15 protein-coding genes and 1 pseudogene are annotated in these 16,734 nt (G+C 72.6%); 7 read left to right on the top strand and 9 right to left on the bottom strand.

The genetic code is table 11. The features are described from left to right. Nucleotides 1-11: 11 nt before the first annotated feature. Together ACFUUZ_RS00390 and ACFUUZ_RS00385 are read right to left on the bottom strand one after the other, a co-directional pair. Nucleotides 12-851, bottom strand: coding sequence for a glycosyltransferase family 2 protein (locus ACFUUZ_RS00390; protein ID WP_378690620.1), 840 nt, complete (start codon nucleotides 849-851; stop codon nucleotides 12-14). A 158-nt stretch (nucleotides 852-1,009) separates the two neighbouring features. Next, nucleotides 1,010-2,167 (bottom strand): class I SAM-dependent methyltransferase, encoded by a 1,158-nt coding sequence (locus ACFUUZ_RS00385; protein ID WP_378690618.1) that lies wholly within the window; start codon nucleotides 2,165-2,167, stop codon nucleotides 1,010-1,012. Between the two features lie 14 nt (nucleotides 2,168-2,181). Here ACFUUZ_RS00385 and rfbC point away from each other — a divergent pair, with 14 nt between their 5' ends. Then, a complete protein-coding gene (gene rfbC, locus ACFUUZ_RS00380; RefSeq protein ID WP_378690615.1) occupies nucleotides 2,182-2,745 on the top strand; it encodes a dTDP-4-dehydrorhamnose 3,5-epimerase in 564 nt (187 codons plus the stop codon). Here rfbC and ACFUUZ_RS00375 read toward each other — a convergent pair. From ACFUUZ_RS00375 to ACFUUZ_RS00360, 4 genes are read right to left on the bottom strand one after another with little or no spacing between them, the layout of a single operon-like run. Next, nucleotides 2,729-3,757 carry an NAD-dependent epimerase/dehydratase family protein gene (locus ACFUUZ_RS00375; RefSeq protein ID WP_378690612.1) on the bottom strand — a complete coding sequence of 343 codons (1,029 nt, stop codon included), beginning with the start codon at nucleotides 3,755-3,757 and terminating at the stop codon, nucleotides 2,729-2,731. The two genes, rfbC and ACFUUZ_RS00375, sit on opposite strands and share 17 nt — an antisense overlap. 4 nt (nucleotides 3,758-3,761) lie before the next feature. After that, a complete protein-coding gene (locus ACFUUZ_RS00370; RefSeq protein WP_378690609.1) occupies nucleotides 3,762-4,430 on the bottom strand; it encodes a PIG-L deacetylase family protein in 669 nt (222 codons plus the stop codon). Continuing rightward, nucleotides 4,427-5,209 carry a glucose-1-phosphate cytidylyltransferase gene (locus ACFUUZ_RS00365; protein WP_378690606.1) on the bottom strand — a complete coding sequence of 261 codons (783 nt, stop codon included), beginning with the start codon at nucleotides 5,207-5,209 and terminating at the stop codon, nucleotides 4,427-4,429. Before ACFUUZ_RS00365 ends, ACFUUZ_RS00370 begins: the two co-directional genes overlap by 4 nt. Continuing rightward, on the bottom strand, nucleotides 5,206-6,453 hold the full coding sequence (locus ACFUUZ_RS00360) for a methyltransferase domain-containing protein (protein ID WP_378690604.1): 1,248 nt from the start codon (nucleotides 6,451-6,453) through the stop codon (nucleotides 5,206-5,208). The genes ACFUUZ_RS00365 and ACFUUZ_RS00360 overlap by 4 nt, the downstream gene beginning before the upstream one ends. Nucleotides 6,454-6,908: 455 nt before the next feature. On the opposite strand from ACFUUZ_RS00360, the gene ACFUUZ_RS00355 reads away from it, so the two are divergent. Together ACFUUZ_RS00355 and ACFUUZ_RS00350 are read left to right on the top strand one after the other, a co-directional pair. Further along, the gene (locus ACFUUZ_RS00355; protein WP_378690601.1) at nucleotides 6,909-8,417 is read left to right on the top strand and encodes a sugar transferase; all 1,509 of its coding nucleotides are present in this window, start codon (nucleotides 6,909-6,911) and stop codon (nucleotides 8,415-8,417) included. A 276-nt stretch (nucleotides 8,418-8,693) separates the two neighbouring features. Beyond that, a complete protein-coding gene (locus ACFUUZ_RS00350; RefSeq protein WP_378690598.1) occupies nucleotides 8,694-10,076 on the top strand; it encodes a hypothetical protein in 1,383 nt (460 codons plus the stop codon). A gap of 68 nt (nucleotides 10,077-10,144) precedes the next feature. Here ACFUUZ_RS00350 and ACFUUZ_RS00345 read toward each other — a convergent pair whose 3' ends face one another. Beyond that, the gene (locus ACFUUZ_RS00345) at nucleotides 10,145-10,927 is read right to left on the bottom strand and encodes a pirin family protein (RefSeq protein ID WP_378690596.1); all 783 of its coding nucleotides are present in this window, start codon (nucleotides 10,925-10,927) and stop codon (nucleotides 10,145-10,147) included. A 92-nt stretch (nucleotides 10,928-11,019) separates the two neighbouring features. Between ACFUUZ_RS00345 and ACFUUZ_RS00340 the strand changes: the two genes are divergently transcribed. Both ACFUUZ_RS00340 and ACFUUZ_RS00335 read left to right on the top strand, forming a co-directional pair. After that, nucleotides 11,020-11,505 carry a MarR family winged helix-turn-helix transcriptional regulator gene (locus ACFUUZ_RS00340; protein ID WP_378690593.1) on the top strand — a complete coding sequence of 162 codons (486 nt, stop codon included), beginning with the start codon at nucleotides 11,020-11,022 and terminating at the stop codon, nucleotides 11,503-11,505. Further along, nucleotides 11,498-11,956, top strand: coding sequence for a carboxymuconolactone decarboxylase family protein (locus tag ACFUUZ_RS00335; protein ID WP_378690590.1), 459 nt, complete (start codon nucleotides 11,498-11,500; stop codon nucleotides 11,954-11,956). Before ACFUUZ_RS00340 ends, ACFUUZ_RS00335 begins: the two co-directional genes overlap by 8 nt. Nucleotide 11,957: 1 nt before the next feature. Here the strand turns inward: ACFUUZ_RS00335 and ACFUUZ_RS00330 are convergent, their stop codons facing one another. After that, entirely contained in the window at nucleotides 11,958-12,596 is a 639-nt protein-coding gene (locus ACFUUZ_RS00330) for a TetR/AcrR family transcriptional regulator (RefSeq protein ID WP_378690588.1), read from the bottom strand. 101 nt (nucleotides 12,597-12,697) lie between these two features. Continuing rightward, nucleotides 12,698-12,985, bottom strand: a pseudogene (locus ACFUUZ_RS00325) (TauD/TfdA family dioxygenase); the annotation flags it as partial. 123 nt (nucleotides 12,986-13,108) lie between these two features. Between ACFUUZ_RS00325 and ACFUUZ_RS00320 the strand changes: the two are divergent. Together ACFUUZ_RS00320 and ACFUUZ_RS00315 are read left to right on the top strand one after the other, a co-directional pair. Then, nucleotides 13,109-14,929, top strand: coding sequence for an ABC transporter ATP-binding protein (locus ACFUUZ_RS00320; protein ID WP_378690585.1), 1,821 nt, complete (start codon nucleotides 13,109-13,111; stop codon nucleotides 14,927-14,929). Continuing rightward, on the top strand, nucleotides 14,926-16,734 hold the full coding sequence (locus ACFUUZ_RS00315) for an ABC transporter ATP-binding protein (protein WP_378690582.1): 1,809 nt from the start codon (nucleotides 14,926-14,928) through the stop codon (nucleotides 16,732-16,734). Before ACFUUZ_RS00320 ends, ACFUUZ_RS00315 begins: the two co-directional genes overlap by 4 nt.

The following is a 16,734-nucleotide window of genomic DNA, read 5'->3' as shown; positions in this document are numbered from 1 at the left end:
GGTGCCCGCGGTCATGCCCTGCCCCCGCGGCGGCGGGTGCGAATCAGGTGCCCGGTGCGCACCCGCAGCCGGTGCAGCGCGGCCCTGGCCAGCCGGATGTCGCCCACCGCGACGTCGAGCGGGGAGAGCAGCCGCGGGCAGTCGCGCGCGATGCGGTGGTGGAAGCGCAGCATCTCGGTGAGCTTGCTCAGCGACGAGGTGCGGCTGGAGAGGTTGAAGGTCGAGTTCCGCCACGCCGCCGCCACCTCGGTGAGGCCGTAGAAGAGCCCGAACTGGCCGACCCGCGCGAACAGGTCGACGTCCATCGGGAAGACCAGATCACCGCGGAGCCCGCCGACCCGGTCGAAGTGCTCGCGCCGGAACATCGCCGCGGCGGTCGGCCCGAAGTCGGCGGGGCCGCGCCGGACGATGGTGCGCGCGAGCGTCCGCGGGCCGTGCACGCCGTCCAGCCCGGGCAGCCCGAGCCCGGTCTCCACCAGCGCGCCGCCCTCGTCGATCACCTGGAACCGGGACGAGCTCAGCACGAAGGCCGGGTCGCGCATGACCTCCAGCTGGGTGGCGAGCGCGCCGGGCAGCAGGATGTCGTCGGCGCAGACCACCTTGACCAGCTCACCGGTGGAGTGCCGGATGGCCCGGTTCCAGTTGTCGCCGATGCGCAGCGTGCTGTCGTTGCGCTCGACCCGCACCCGCGGGTCGTCGAAGGACGCGGCGATCTCGCCGGTCTCGTCGGTGCTCGCGTTGTCGAGCACCAGGAGTTCGAACTCGACGTCCTGGCTCAGAATCGAGCGCATCGTCGGTTCCAGGGTCCGTCCCGCCTGGTAGGCGGGAACACAGACCGAAAGGCTGACCATATCCCCTCCTTTTAACGGGATAAAAATGAATTCAGCAACGCGCTGGCAATATGGCGGGAAATATCGGACCGGCCGCGATCGGCTCGGGTCGGGTGGACCGGAAACAGGTCCCAAGGTCTTTCATAACGCCCTCATCACGTGCAGCTCCCGAATTTCCGTCAATTCCAATTCGAAGGAGCAATGGCCAAGCTATCTTGATTCGACCAGCGGGGAAACCCCGGATTGTCCCCAGTGGGCGACCTCACAGCGGGCTCGCCGACGAGCCAGCGCCCGGTCAGCTCGGGGTAGCGCTCGGTGACCTCGGCCAGCAGGTCGGGCACGGTCAGCAGCACCCGGTCCGGCCGCGCGGCGACCAGCTCGGCGGGCGCGATGATGGGGATGTCGGTGCCCGGCATCCGCCTGCCCTGCTTGGCGGGCGCGGCGTCGGCCACCCCGGCCAGCAGCTCCCGCCCGACCCCGGCCAGGCAGAACAGCGCCACCGCGCGCGAGGCGGCGCCGTAGGCGTACACCCGCGAGCCGCAGGCCGCCTCCGATTCCAGTGCGGCGCGCAGGTTCTCGCTCTGCCGGTCGGCCGCGCGCTGCAGCCCGCCGACGAATACCGGGTCGGCCGACGCGGCCTCGCGGGCCAGCACCCGGCGCACCGCCGCGTCCGGCTCGGCCGCGCCGTGCACCGCCGCGATCAGCACCGTGCCGCCGTACAGCTCGAAGTCCCACGCCGTGACCACCGACATCCCCGCCGCGCCGAGCATGTCGCGCAGCACCGCCAGGCTGTAGTAGGCGAAGTGCCCGTGCCGCAACGCATTCCACTGCTCCCCCACGACAATGGTGTGGATCGGATGGTACTGCACCAGCAGCACGCCGCCGGGGGCGGTGGCGGCGACGCGCTCGGCGACCGCCGCGCGCTGGTCGCGCTCGTGCATGAGCCCGAAGCAGTCGAGCACCACGTCGGCGGGGTCGGTGCTCGGCGTGTAGCCGCGGGCGGCGAGCAGCTCCAGCCAGCTCCCGCCGTGCGGGCTGCCGAACTCGCGCACGGTGCGGCCGCGCAGCACCCCGGCCGCGGCGGCCAGCGCGACCGCGGCGGCGGCCTGCTCGCGCAGCGCGCGCGGCTCGACGCCGCGCGGCTCGGCGGTCTCGGTGTCGTCCGCGGCCAGCTGAGCCAGCCCGCAGGCCGCGCAGAGCGCCATGGCCAGCGGGTGCGCCGCCTCGTCCGCGCGCAGCGGCTCGCTCGCGAGCGGGAAGTGGTCGGCGGCGGGCATCGAGCCGAGGTCGAGCACCGTGGTCATGGCTGCGCTTCCGCACGCCAGGCAGCTGCTCATGGCACGATCACCCGGTGCGTATCGAGCGGACCGAGCTCTCCGGCGTCCTCCTGCTGATCCCGACGCCCTTCCACGACGACCGGGGCTTCTTCACCCGCACCTTCGACACCGAGCTCTTCGACGCCGCGGTGGGCGCGGGCGCGAGCGCGGCGTTCACGCAGGACTCGCAGTCCCGCTCGGTGCGCGGCGTGGTCCGCGGGCTGCACGGGCGCCGGGGTCGCGGCGAGGCCAAGCTGGTCCGCTGCGCGCACGGCGCGGTGCACGACGTCCTGGTCGACATCCGCCCCGATTCCCCGACCTTCGGTCGCAGCCAGGCGTTCCTGCTGGACGACAGCGACTTTCGGCACCTGTACGTACCGCCCGGCTTCCTGCACGGCTTCCAGGCGCTGACCGCCACCGCGGACGTCTGCTACCGGATCGACCGCCCGCACGACCCCGCCGAGGACCTCGCGGTGGCGCACGACGACCCCGACCTGGCGCTGACCTGGCCGCAGCCGGTCACGGTGGTCTCCGCCCGGGACCGGGCGGCGGGCAGCTGGCGCGAGCTCGCGGCCGCCGAGCTCACGCATCGGCGCTGACCCGGCGCAGCTCGGCATCGACCAGCCCGCGCTCGCCGAGCGCGCGCAGCACCGCGAGCCGGACGAAGGTGGAGCCGAAGGCGTCGGCGGTGAGCCCGCGGTCGCGGTACTCGCGGTAGAGCTGGGCGGCGCCGTCCCCGATGCTCCAGCGCGCCTCGAAGCCGAGGTCGCGCCGGGCGGCGGCGAAATCGACGCGGTACGAGCGCGGGTCGGCGCCGGACTCGCCGGTGATGACCACCTCGGCGCCGGGCACGACCTCGGCCACCGCGTGCGCGATCTCGGCCACCGTGCGGTTGTTCCGCTCGGTGCCGATGTTGTAGGCGCGGCAGTGGATCGCCTCGACCGGCGCCTCCAGGCAGACCGCGAAGGCCTCCGCGATGTCCTCGGCGTGCACCAGCGGCCGCCACGGGGTGCCGTCCGAGAGCACCTTGACCACGCCGCTCAGCACCGCGTGGCCGACCAGGTTGTTCAGCACGATGTCGGCGCGCAGCCGGGGCGAGAAGCCGAAGGCGGTGGCATTGCGCAGGAAGACCGGGGCGAAGCTACTGTCGGCGACGGCCAACAGATCGTCTTCCACCCGCACCTTGCTCTCCGCGTACGGGGTGAGCGGGCGCAGCGGCGCCGACTCGTCGACCAGGCCGTCCCCCGCCGCGCCGTACACCGAGCAGGTGGAGGCGTAGAGGAAGCGGCGCACCCCGGCCTCCTTGGCGAGCCGGGCCAGCCGCACCGAGGCGTGGTGGTTGATGTCGTGCGTGATGTCGGGCACCAGCGCGCCGAGCGGGTCGTTGGAGAGCGCGGCCAGGTGGATCACCGCGTCGAAACCGGCCAGCTGCGCGGCGGTGACGTCGCGCAGGTCGACGGCGAGCCCGGGCGGGTCCTGCGGCGCCGCGCCGAGCACGCAGTCGGCGAAGTACCCGGTGTCGAGGCCGGTCACCTCGTGCCCGCGGGCCCGCAGCAGCGGCACCATGACGGTGCCGAGGTACCCCTGGTGCCCGGTGACGAGAACCCGCATCGTGCTACCCACTTCCCGAAAATTCAGCACGGCCCATGTCCAGCACGGCCTTGTCCAGCAGAAAACCCTCCGCGTACCGCGCGTGGCACTGCACCCCGCGCAGCCGCGCCAGCCCGAGGAACGACTCGTCGTCGAACCAGTCCCGCCCGGCCTGCGAGGGGTAGTGCCGCGCCAGCAGCGCCGCCTTCTCGGCGGCCACCTCCGGCGCCACCGGATGCAGCACCGTCGGGCGCGGAGTATCGGTCTCCCACTTGAGGATCTCGTAACCGAGCACCAGATGGTTACGGAACTCGGTCGGCACCAGCTCGGCCAGGGTGCGGTGGTCCTGGTGCGCGTCGCCGCGGTGCGGCGCGAAGACCAGCTCCGGCTCGGTGCTCCGGCGGAATTCGGCCAGCGCCTCCTTCACCCGCTCCCAGTGCGCGGGCACCCGCCCGTCCGGCACGTCGAGCACGGTGAGCACCAGATCGGCGCCGGGACAGAACGATTCGAGCGCGGCGCGCTCCTCGGCCGCGCGGGCGGTGCCGCCGCCGGAGAGCACGAGTGCGCGCACCCGCAGCCCGGGATGCGCGCGCGCCAGGGTCAGCAGCGTCGCCCCCGCGCCGATCGCGATGTCGTCGCAGTGCGCGCCGAGCAGCGCGATCTCGGTGAGCCGCGCCGGTACCAGCGAGATCACGAGGCCGGACGCTCCCAGACCATCCACGGCCGGTCGCCGCGGTGGTAGCCGGTGTCGAGCTCGGCGCGCTCCTTGAAGGTGTCGGCGGGCTTCCAGAAGCCGAAGTGCTGGTAGCCGAAGAGCCTGCCCTGCGAGGCCAGCGCGCCGCAGGCGTCCTCGACCAGGTCGCCGCCGGGCGGCAGGTGCTCGAAGATCTCCTGGGTGAGCACGAAGTAGCCGCCGTTCTCCCAGATCGGCAGCTTGGCCACCGGGGTGATCTGCTTGACCTCGCCGTTCGGCAGCACGTCGACGCAGTGGAACGACGACTGCGGCGGCACGATCAGCATGGAGGCCGCGGCGCCCGACTCGGAGAAGCGCCCGACGACCTCGTCCAGCGGGGCGTCGGTGAGCACATCGGAGTAGTTGGCCAGGAACATCTCGTCGCCGTCCAGGTGCGGGCGCGCCCGGCGCAGCCGCTCCCCGATCGCCGACTCCAGCCCGGTGTCGACGAAGGTGATGGTCCAGTCCGCGATATCGGAGTCGAGCAGCTCGACCTCGCCGCCGCGGATGACGAAGTCGTTGGACATCGTCTCCTGGTAGGTCAGGAAGAAGTTCTTGATGTGGTGCGCGCCGTAGCCGAGGCAGAGGATGAACTCGGTGTGGCCGTAGTGCGCGTAGTAGCGCATGACGTGCCAGATCAGCGGGCGCGGCCCGACCATCTGCATGGGCTTGGGGACCACGTCGGTGTCGCTGTTGCGCATGCGCATGCCGTAGCCGCCACAGAACAGAACGACCTTCATCGGGTGCCGACCTCCGTGTCAACCAGGTCGACCACGCGCACGGTGGGCAGCGGGAAGACCAGCCGGCCGCCCCACGCGCCGATGTGCCGCAACTGCGCGGTCAGCTCCGTCTCGAGATTCCAGGGCAGGACCACGACCACGTCGGGGCGGTCTTCGTCGATCCGCTCCGGCGGATGGATCGGGATACGGGTGCCCGGGGTGAACTTGCCGTGCTTGTAGGGGTTGCGATCGACGGTGTAGGCGAGCAGGTCGGGCCGGATCCCGCACCAGTTGAGCAGGGTGTTCCCCTTGCCCGGCGCGCCGTAGCCGACCACCGTCCTGCCCGCGGCCCGCTCGTCGAGCAGGAAGCGGAGCAGGTCGTGCCTGACCTCCTCGGCCTTCGTGCGCAGGACCGCGTAACCCGCGACGGTGTGCAGCCCGGCCTCGGCCTCCAGCGCCAGCAGCTCGGCGACCCGCGCGGTCGGCTCGGCCACCGCCTCCGGGCGGGCCCAGATCCGCAGCGAGCCGCCGTGCGTCTCCAGCAGCTCCACATCGGCCACCGCCAGCCCGGCCACCGCGAGCGCGCGCTGCGCGGCGAGCAGCGTGTAGTACTGGAAATGCTCGTGGTAGATGGTGTCGAATTGGCCGTAGCGGACCAGATTCAGCGCGTGGTGCACCTCGATCGAGATCCAGCCGTCGTCGGCCACCAGCCCGCGCAGCGCGCGGGTGAAACCGCGCAGATCCGGGATATGGGCGTAGACATTGTTCGCCACCACCAGATCCGCCGGGCCGTGCTCGGCCCTGACCCTGCCTGCCAGCTCCTCGTCCAGGAATGCGGTCAGCGTGGGCACACCGGCCTCGCGCGCCGCGGCGCCGACATTCACCGACGGCTCGATCCCCAGGCAGGGAACGCCCGCCGCGACCACATTGCGCAGCAGGTATCCGTCGTTGCTCGCCACCTCGACCACGAACGATCCGTCGTCCAAGCCGAGCCGGAGCACAGCATCCTCGACGAAGGTCTTCGCGTGCCGCACCCAGCTGTCCGAGTACGACGAGAAGTAGGCGTACTCGGTGAAGGTCTCCTCCGGGGTGATCAGCGCGGGAATCTGCAGCAGCAGGCATTCCGCGCAGACCCGCAGGTGCAGGGGGTACGCGGGCTCGGGCAGATCGAGCTCGGCGGCGGACAGGAACTTCTCACAGGGTGGTGTGGCTCCCAGGTCGACCACACTGGTCAGGCTGGGCGAATCACACAGACGACAACGCACACGGGCTCCACATCGAAACAACAATCCCGCCGGCGGCGCCCCGCAGCCCGAGAAGTCACTTCTCTACCGACCGGGACAAAAAGTAACATCCCCGCGCAACCGACGCGACCCGAACACTGACCGATTCCGCCCCGAAAACCTCGAACAGCTTGTTTCGAGTTACCGGTCGCACCGACCGGTGTCCGGGATCACCGCGGCCACAGCGCGTCCCGGCCCGCCTGCGCATTTCCGTACGCGCGTACCGGCCCACGTCATACCGATCAGTATGTGCTTGTGACCTGGCTCCTACGGGTTGTGCGCGGCGATCATCGGGGGCAATATCTTCGCAACAGATCGGCCCGGCTTCGATTCGCACCGTCGCGACGCCGCCGGACGGGCTGGGTCCCGAAGAATTCCTCGTTTTCCTACGGTTGCGAAGAATTCGCGCTTCAAGCTTCAAGCAGGTTGTTTCACAGATGGTTCTCGAGCTCAGCGGCACCGGCGGTGCCGTCGACCTGCGCCACCACTTCTCCCGCCCCGGCGAGCGAGACCGCTGGCGCGTCAACTACGTCCGGCGACTGGTCGCCACCGACATCACGGCGATCGCCGCGGGCGCGCTGCTGGCCCAGCTGATCGACGTCGACTTCACCGGCGCGCGCCCGGTCACCTGGGCCCCGGATTTCGGCGCCGCCGCGATCGCGCTCTCGGTGGGCGTCGTCGTCGCCTGGTCGCTCGCGCTCGGCTGGAAGGACACCCGCTTCCACCGCACCGTCGGCAGCGGGAACGAGGAGTACCGGCGGTTGCTGTCGGTGACGCTGCACCTCTTCGGCGCCATCGCGATCGGCGCGCTGGTGCTGCGCGCCGACGCCGTGCACGACCACCTGGCGGTGGCGCTGCCGGTCGGGCTGGCCGGGCTGGTCGGCACCCGCGCCGTCTGGCGCCGCCACGCGGCCAGGCACCGGGCGCTCGGCCGGTACCGCCGCTCGGTGCTGGTGGTCGGCGGGCCGGAGTCGGCGCGCGCCATCGCGCACAACTTCGACCGCAACCACATGTACGGCTACCACGTCGTCGGGGTCTGCACCGCGGCAGGGCCGAACCCGGAGGAGCCCGGCTCCATCGCGGTGGGCGGGCGCGAGATCCCCATCGTCGGCGACGACCGCTCGGTGATCAGGGCCGCGCGGCGCACCGGCGCCGACACCGTGGTGGTGATGGCGACCGACCGGCTCGGCCCGCGCGATATCCGGCACCTCGCCTGGGATCTGGACGCCTTCGGCGCCGAGTTGATCGTCGCGGCCGGGATCATGGACGTCTCCGGCGCCAGGATGTCGAGCCAGGTGCTCGCGGGCATGCCGATGCTGCACATCGAGCGCCCGCAGTACGACCGCACGCTCTCGCTGCGCAAGGCGGTCTTCGACGTCTGCTTCTCCGCGCTGGTGCTGCTCGCGATCTCGCCGATCCTGCTGCTCATCGCCGCGGCGGTGAAGTTCACCAGCCACGGGCCGGTCTTCTACCTCTCCGAGCGGATCGGCATGGACGGCAAGCCGTTCCGGATGATCAAGTTCCGCAGCATGTACGTGCACGCGGACAAGCACGTGCACACGCTGATCTCGGAGAACGGCGGCAACCCGCTCTTCTTCAAGATCAAGAACGATCCGCGGGTGACGCCGGTGGGGCGGTTCCTGCGCAAGTACAGCCTGGACGAGCTGCCGCAGTTCTTCAATGTGCTGCGCCGGGAGATGAGCGTGGTCGGCCCGCGCCCGCAGGTGCGCCGCGAGGTGCACTCCTACGACGGCGTCATGCGGCGCAGGCTGCTGGTGCGGCCGGGCGTGACCGGGCTGTGGCAGGTCAGCGGCCGCTCTGACCTCTCCCCCGCGGAATCGGTGGAGCTGGACATCTCCTACGTGGAGAACTGGTCCATGGCGCTCGATCTCTGGATCATCACCCGGACGCTGCGGGCGGTCGCCGAGGGCGAGGGCGCGTACTGACCCGATCCCGCCGCACCGACGGGGGGTGGCGGGGTCGTTTTCGTCCGGGGGCGAAGTTGGGGTGAAGGCTCGAGGCAAGCCGGGCTGGGCCGGGCACAGGCGGGCCTGGCACTGGCTGGTCGGGCCGGGGCACAGCCGGGTCGGGCCTGGCACAGCCGGGTCGGGCCGGGCACAGGCAGGCTGGGCCGGGGCAGTCGGGGGCAGAGGCCGCGGCAGGGGGCGGGCCGGAACAGGCGGAGGTCGCCCGGGGATAGGCGGCACCTTAGGCTGCGTGGCATGCGTTCGCTCGCCCTCGCCGCCGCCATCTGCCTCCTGGCCGTGCCGGGGGTGGCGCACGCGCAGGCGTGGGGCCCGGCGCAGCTGGCGCACCCGTTCCTCGGCCCGGCCGGCTCGGCGACCATGCACGGCGATGCCGGATCCTCGGACACCACACCGTATCCCGGGCCCGGCACCCGGCCGCTGACGGTGCGCGCCGATCCGCTCGCCGCCGCCTGCCCCACCCTGCTGCAGGGCCGCGACGGCCTGGTGGTCGCGCTCTGCACCAGCATCGCGGGCCAGGTGCCGACGGTGCACCTGCTCGATCCCGAGCACGGCTCGCTCGCCGCGCTGCCGCTGGTGAAGGGCAGCCTGCTCGGCGGGGTGTACGCCTACCTCGACCACGAGGACCGGCTGGTGGCGGTGGACGGCGAGCGCGCGCTGATCCGGGTGGCGCACCACCGGGACGCCGACGGCCGGTGGCGGCTGGCGATCGCCGAGCGCACCGACCTCGCAGCCGCGATTCCGCAGGGCGACAGCGTGACCGGGCTGGTGCCGGACTGGTCGGGCACCGTCTGGTTCGCCACCGGCCGCGGCGTCGTCGGGGTGCTCACCCCGGACGGCGGGACCGCGACGGTCGACCTCGGCGAGCAGGTCGCGAACAGCATCTCGGCCGCGCCGGACGGGCGCGTCGCGGTCGCCACCACGCACGCGCTCTACGAGCTGACCGCCGCCGACGGGGTGCCGCGGATCGCCTGGCGCGCACCGTACGACCGCGGCAGCGCGCGCAAGCCGGGCCAGCTGAGCCACGGAACCGGCTCGACCCCCACCTATTTCGGCCCGGACACCGGCTCGGAGTACCTGACCGTCGTGGACAGCGCCGACGCCGGGGTGCGGGTGCTGGTCTTCCGCTCCGGCACCGGCGAACTCGTCTGCGCGCAGCCGGTGCTCGCCGCGGGCGGGCCGGGCAGCGAGAACTCGCCGGTCGGCGCCGGGCGCTCGGTGTTCGTGGCCGGGACCTACGGTTATCCGTACCCGACGGTGCCCGGTGACGCCGGGCCCGCCGTGCCGCCGGCGGCGCCGTTCACCGGCGGGATGACCCGGGTCGATGTGGACGTGGCAGGGTGTCACACCGTGTGGGACAGCGGAATTCGCAGCGCCGCGGTGCCGCACCTGTCGACCGCGGACGGCCTGCTCTACACCCTCACCCGGCACGGGCCGGAGATCGCGACCCCGGCCGACGGCTTCTCGGTCACGGTGCTCGACCCGGCCACCGGCGCGGTGCTCGCCGATTCTCCCGCACCGGGGACGGTCCTCGACGACCCGCTGCAGATGTCGCCGCTGATCCTGCCGGACGGCCGGATGCTGCAGGGCACCGTCACCGGGGTGCTGCGCATCGGCTGAGCGCGGCCGCCACCCAGCGGTCCGGCACCGCGGCCTCGGGCGCCGCCCCACGCGCGGGCCCGCGCAGCTCACCCGATGGTCGCGTGCATCTCCCACACGATCACCTCGGCCGCGCCGACGGCGTTCAGCCGCTGCCCGCCGGCGCCGGTGAACCGCACCGAGTCGCCCTCGGCCAGCGGCCCTGTCCCCTCCAGCTCGACCGCGCCGCGCGCGACGAACAGGTGCAGGAACGGCGCGTCCGGCAGGGTGATCGGCGCGTCGCCCGCGCCGATCCGGGCCACGTGCATGGTCGCGTACTTGTTCGCGATCCGGATGGCGGAGTGGTCGGCGTACTCCTTCATGCCTGAGGCCACCGGAACGAGTCCGCCGGAGAGCAGCGCGTCGTCGATCTCCAGCTGCTCGTAGCCGGGGGTGATCCCGGACTCGTCCGGCAGCACCCACATCTGCACGAAGTGCACCGGCTCGTCGTGCTGCTGCGCGAACGACCCGGTGGCGCCCTCGAAGCGCCAGGAGTCGTTCTTCTCCGAGTGCAGGATGCCGGTGCCCGCGCTCATCCGCTGCGCCAGCCCCGGGTAGATCACGCCGGAGTGGCCGGTGGAATCCTGGTGTACCAGCGAGCCGCGCAGCACCCAGGTGACGATCTCCATGTCCCGGTGCGGGTGGGTGTCGAAGCCCATGCCCGGCGTGACGATGTCGTCGTTGTTCACCAGCAGCAGGCCGTGGTGGGTGTTCTGCGGGTCGTAATGCTGCCCGAAGGAGAAGGAGTGCTTGGAGTCGAGCCAGCCGATCCGGGTCTTCAGCCGGTCGCCTGCGCGGCGGACGTCGATCTGCGGGGTGGTGGGAGCGGACACGGTGCCTCGATTCCGAGTTCGTTGCTTTGTCAACTACTTGGAGCGTACTCGATATCGTTGCCTTGTCAACCAGTGCGCGTACGCTGGAGCCCGTGACTGCGACACGCTGGCTCGACGCCGACGAGAACGAGCTATGGCGGGCCTATCTCGACGCCACCCGCCTGCTCTTCCGCGCCCTGGACAAACAGCTGACCCGGGACGCGGGCATCGCCTTCGCCGACTACGAGATCCTGGTCCTGCTCGCCGAGGCCCCGGACCGGCGGCTGCGGATGAGCGCGCTCGCCGAGGCCAGCAGCACCAGCCGCAGCGGCATCACCCGCGCCGTCACCCGGCTGGAACAGTCCGGCCGGGTGCGCCGCGCCGACTGCGAGTCCGACCGCCGCGGGGCCTGGGCCGAGCTCACCGACACCGGCGCCGCCGAGCTCGCCGCCGCGAGCCCCGGCCACGTCGCCGCGGTCCGGGACGCGCTGCTCGACCGCATCGATCCGGCCGACGTCCCCGCGCTCACCCGCGCCTTCCGCGCGGTGCGCGATCATGCCAGGGTGACCTCCGACGAGCCGGGAGCCCGGCATGAGTGACCGCATCGGGATCGACGAGCAGAGCCCATCCGTCTACAAGAGCCAGGTGGGGGTCGCGTTCGCGGCCAAGCAGGCGGCGAAGCGGGCCGGGCTGGACCGGCTCCTGGTCGAGCTGGTGAACGTGCGCGTCTCCCAGCTCAATGGCTGCGCCCGCTGCCTCGACGTGCACACGAGGGCCGCGCGGGAGGCGGGCGAGACCGAGCAGCGGCTCAACGTGCTGGCCGCGTGGCGCGAGGCCGGCGTCTACAGCGACCAGGAGCGGGCGGCGCTCACGCTGGCCGAGGTCGTGACGGTGCTGCCGCCGCCGGACGAGCAGGAGCGCGCCTACGCGGCGGCCCGCGAGCACCTGGACGACCACCAGTTCGCCGCCGTCGCCTGGATCGCCATCACCATCAACGCCTTCAACCGGATCTCCATCGTGAGCGGGCACGAGGTGCACCCGCGGGGGTGAGTCACTCCGGCGCGGGCTGCACCATCATCGCCAGCGCCACCGGGACCAGCAGGTCGACCAGCTCGGCCACGGGCGGGCGCGGCTCCATGAGCAGCCACTCGTGCGCGACGCCGTTGACCGCGCCGATCAGCGCGCCCGCCGCGAGCGTCGGCTCGCCGCGGACGTGCGCGCCGGGGCCCGCGATCGGCCCGACGGCCATCTCGATGAGCAGGCTCCAGCCGTGCCGTCGCTCCCGGCGGTGCCGCTCCATGCGCTCGCTCACCCCGACCACCTCGAGGAAGGCGACCTTGGCGCGGTAGGGGTCGGCATCGATGGAGCCGAGGTAGGCGGAGAAGGCGGTGGTGAGGCCCGCGCGCGGGTCGCGGGCGGGGCCGAGCCGGGAGAGCGCGGTGCCGACCGCGGCGGCGGCCTCGTCCTGGATCCGGTCGTAGGCGGCGACCAGGACGTCCTCGCGGGTCTCGAACTCCTCGTAGAACTGCCGCTTGGAGAGCCCGGCGGCGGCGCAGACGTCGGCGAGCGAGCAGTGCGGGTAGCCGCGTTCGGCGAACAACCGGGTCGCCGCCGCGACGAAGCGGGCGCGCCGCTCCTGCTTGCGCTCGGAGATCGCCCGACCCCCGTACTGCCTGCCGGTGGTTGTCACGGCACCTACTGTATCGGCCGATCAACGCCGGATTCACCCGGCAGCGGGGCGAGCGATCTCGGATCGCCCCGCGGCGGGCGGTGTGCCACCGCCCGGGTCGATCAGGAGCCGTAGAACGGCTCGCCCTCCAGTGACTCCGAGCTGCGGCCGTCCACGCCGACCGGGACATCGCCCTCGAGCGTCACCCGATAGAGCACCCGGTCGTGCTCGAGCTGCCCGGCGTCGGCGATGGCCAGGTGCGCGGTGGCGCGGTTGTCCCAGAACGCGACGCCGCCCGCGGCGGCCCGGTTCTCGAAGGTGTGCTCGGCGTCCAGGGTGTCGACGAAGTCGCGCAGCTCCTGCGGCAGGTTCTCGTAGGCCGCGACCAGGTTGATCCAGGCCGTGTCGCCATCAAGTCTTTCGAATTTCGATCGGCATGATCGAGTTCGTTGCCTTCGGCAATGAGTCCATCGCACTGTGTCGGGGGTGTGCGGAGGAGGAGAAACGGTGTCGAACGCGAAGTGTCGCCGTCCATGAGTTTCGGGAGGGGCGCGCTGCTGGCAGGTGTCGAGGAGCAGCCGGGCGGGGATTCCCGGACCCTGCGCACCGGGCTGGCCATGATGTGGCGCGGCTGCCGCGACCGGCCGCTCGCCGCCGCGATCGCCATCGGCTGCGCGCTGATCAACGCGGTCTGCATGGTGCTGGCGGCCAAGGCGGTGGGCTGGGCCACCGACCACGTGGTGCTCCCGAGCTTCCGCGACGACCGCTTCCCGCTCGGCGCGGCGCTGTTGGCGGCGGGGTTCGTGCTCGGGGTGTCGCTGCTGCGGATCGTCACCATCATCGGGCGCGGCGTCGCCACCGGGATCGTGCAGTTCGGCGGCGAGGCCGCGGATCGCAGGGCGGTGGTGGCGCAGTACCTGCGGCTCGGGGTCTCCTGGCATCGGCGCAGGCCCGCCGGGCAGCTGGTCTCCGGCGTGGTCTCGGATGCGGAGACGGCATGGGATCCCATGCAGCACTTCCCCTTCGCCACCGGGATGGCGGTGATGCTGCTGCTGGTCATGGCCGATATCGCGCTGGTGGACGGCTGGCTGGCGCTGGTCGCCGCGGTGCTCATCCCGCTGGTGTTCGCCGCCAACCTGCTCTACCAGCGGGTGCTGGCGCCGCGGGCGCGGGTGGCGCAGCGGCACCGCGCGGTGCTCAGCGGGCTGGCGCACGAGGCGGTGGCAGGCAGGCAGGTGGTGCGCACGCTCGGTATCACCGACCGGGAGATCGAGCGGTTCGCCGCGGCGGCCGACGAGTCCCGTGCCGCCAATCGCCGAATGGGTAACGCGGGCGCGGTCTTCGACCCGGCGATCGAGCTCATGCCGCCGCTGGCCGCGCTGGTCATCCTGGCGGTCGGGGTGGCCAGGGTGCAGGACGGCCTGCTCGGGGTCGGTGCGCTGGTCGAGGTGGTGTACCTGCTGATCACCACCGCCATCCCGCTGAACGTCATCGCCCGGTTCCTCGGCGTGCTCCCGCTCGGCGTCGCCGGGCACACCAGGGTGCAGCGGGTGCTGGCCGCCACCGAGCGACCGGCCGCCGGGCAGCACCGGCTGCCCGAGCGGGAGCGCGGCGTCGGGCTGGAGCTGACCGGCGCCTGGTTCGGTTACGGCGAGCGCGGCGACGCCGCCGCGGTGCGCGACCTGACGCTCGCGGTGCGGCCCGGCGCGGTGATCGCGGTGGTCGGGGCCACCGGGGCGGGCAAGAGCACGCTGCTCGCGCTGCTCGCGCACCTGCTCGAGGCCGATCGCGGCGGTGTCGCGGTGGGCGGCGTCGACACCAGGCTGCTCGCCCCCGACGCGGTGCGCCGCCGGACCGCGCTGGTCACCCAGAACGCCTTCCTCTTCGCCGACACCGTGCGCGCCAACGTGACGCTCGGCGCGCCGGGGTCGGTGCGGCACGCGCTCGAGGTCGCGGGAGCGGCCGATTTCGTGGCGGCGCTGCCGGACGGGGCCGACACCGAGCTCTCCGACACCGCGCAGCTCTCCGGCGGGCAGCGGCAGCGGATCGCGCTGGCGCGCGCCGTCTTCCGGCGGCCGGGGCTGCTGCTGCTCGACGACGCCACCTCCGCGCTGGACCCGCTGGTGGAGCGGGCCGTGGTGGAGGCGCTGCGCGCCGAGTACGCGGGCGACGCCAGGCCCGCGACGGTGGTGCTGGTCGGGCACCGGGCCGCGACCATCGCGCTCGCCGACACCGTCGTCTTCCTCGCGGCCGGGCGGATCGTCGCGCACGGCACCCACGCCGAGCTGCTCGAAGCCGAACCCGGGTACCGGGCGCTGCTCGGCGCCTACGACGCCGCGGAGGTGCTGGGATGACCGGGCCGGAGGTCGCCGCTTCCGAAGCTCGGCGCTACAGCACCACCGCCCTGCTGCGCCGGGTGCGCCGCGACACCGTCCTCTCCCGCCGCGCCATCGCCGCGATCCTCGCGGCCGCGGCCGTCGCCGCCTCCGGCCGCATCGTCATCCCGGTGACCATCCAGTACGCGCTGGACCACGCCCTGCTCGCGGAGGTGGACGCCGCCACCCGCACCAGGGTGATCACGCTGGCAGTCGGCGTCGGCGTCGGCGGGGTGCTGCTGGCCATGCTCAGCTCGGCCTTCATGAACTTCCGGCTGGTGAGCACGGTCGAGCGGGCGCTGCGCGACCTGCGGGTGGCCGCCTTCGCCCGCATCCTGCGGCTCTCCCCCGCCGACCCGCGCGCCGACTCGGCCGGGTCGCTGGTGGCCAGGGTGACCAACGACGTCGACGTGGTCACGCTGTACGCGCAGGCGGGCGGGATCACACTGGTGCAGAACATCTCCCAGATGCTGCTCGCCCTGGTGGTGATGGCGGTCTACTCCTGGCCGCTGGCGCTGCTGGTGCTCATCGTCGGCATTCTGGTGCCGGTCGGCGGGCACCTGCTGCAGCGCTGGGTCGCGCGCCGCTTCGACGCGGTGCGCGGCGCCGTCGGCGACCTCTACGCGGTGCTGCTGGAGCTGCTGGTCGGGATCGACACCATCCGCGGCTACGGCATCGAGGAGCGCATGCGGGCCCGCGCCGACGCCCGGATCGACGCGGTGTGGGCGGCACAGCGGCGCACGCTGTGGCCCATGGGGTTCAACGTCTCGGTGGGCGAGGTGGCGAGCGGGTTGATCACGGCGTCGGTGCTGGTGGTCGGTACCGCGGCGGGGGTCGGGGTGTTCGGGGTCGAGCTGGGGCTGAGCGCGGGCGGCATCGTCGCCTTCCTCTTCCTGGTGACCTTCTTCGTGCGGCCCATGCAGTTCGCGGTGGCCAGCCTGGCCGACGCGCGCAATGCCGAGGCCGGGCTGCACCGGGTGGTGGAGATCCTGGACCTGCCGGTCGAGGCGGCGCGTGCGGGGGTCGCGCTGCCCGCCGGACCGCCCGCGGTGCAGCTCACCGGGGTCGGCTTCGAGTACGTGCCGGGCAGGCCCGCGCTGCGCGGGCTGACCGTACGGCTGGCGCCGGGCGAGCACGTCGCGGTGGTCGGCGAGACCGGCTCCGGCAAGAGCACCTTCGCCAAGCTCGTCACCAGGCAACTGCTGCCGACCAGCGGCGTGCTCACGCTCTGGGGCGCCGACCTCACCGAGATCACCGACGAGGCGCTCACCCTGCGGGTCGCCATCGTGCCGCAGGACGCCTTCCTCTTCGACCGCACCGTCGGCGAGAACATCGCGCTCGGCCGGGCGGGCGCCGATGCCGTCGCTGTGCACGGTGTGCTGGAGCAGCTCGGCCTCGCCGACTGGGTCGCCGCGCTGCCCGCCGGGCTCGACACCCCCGTGGGGCAGCGCGGCGAGGCGCTCTCGGCGGGTGAGCGCCAACTGGTCGCGCTGGCCAGGACCGCGCTGGTGAACCCGGATCTCCTGGTGCTGGACGAGGCCACCAGCGGCGTCGACGCGGGCACCGATGTCAGGGCGCAGCACGCCCTCGCCCGGCTCACCCGCGGCCGTACCACCCTGACCATCGCGCACCGGATGCACACCGCCGAGACGGCGGACCGGGTGCTGCTCTTCCACGACGGCCGGATCGCCGAGGACGGCCCGCACGACGACCTGATCGCCCGCGGCGGCCGCTACGCCCGGCTGCACGCCGTCTGGGCCCGCGACAGCCGGGTTCCCGGCTAG

This window comes from Nocardia sp. NPDC057353 (assembly GCF_042667085.1).
Lineage (GTDB): Bacteria > Actinomycetota > Actinomycetes > Mycobacteriales > Mycobacteriaceae > Nocardia.
Note: the sequence above shows the minus strand (reverse complement) of the source record. Positions and strands in the feature narration are given on the sequence as shown.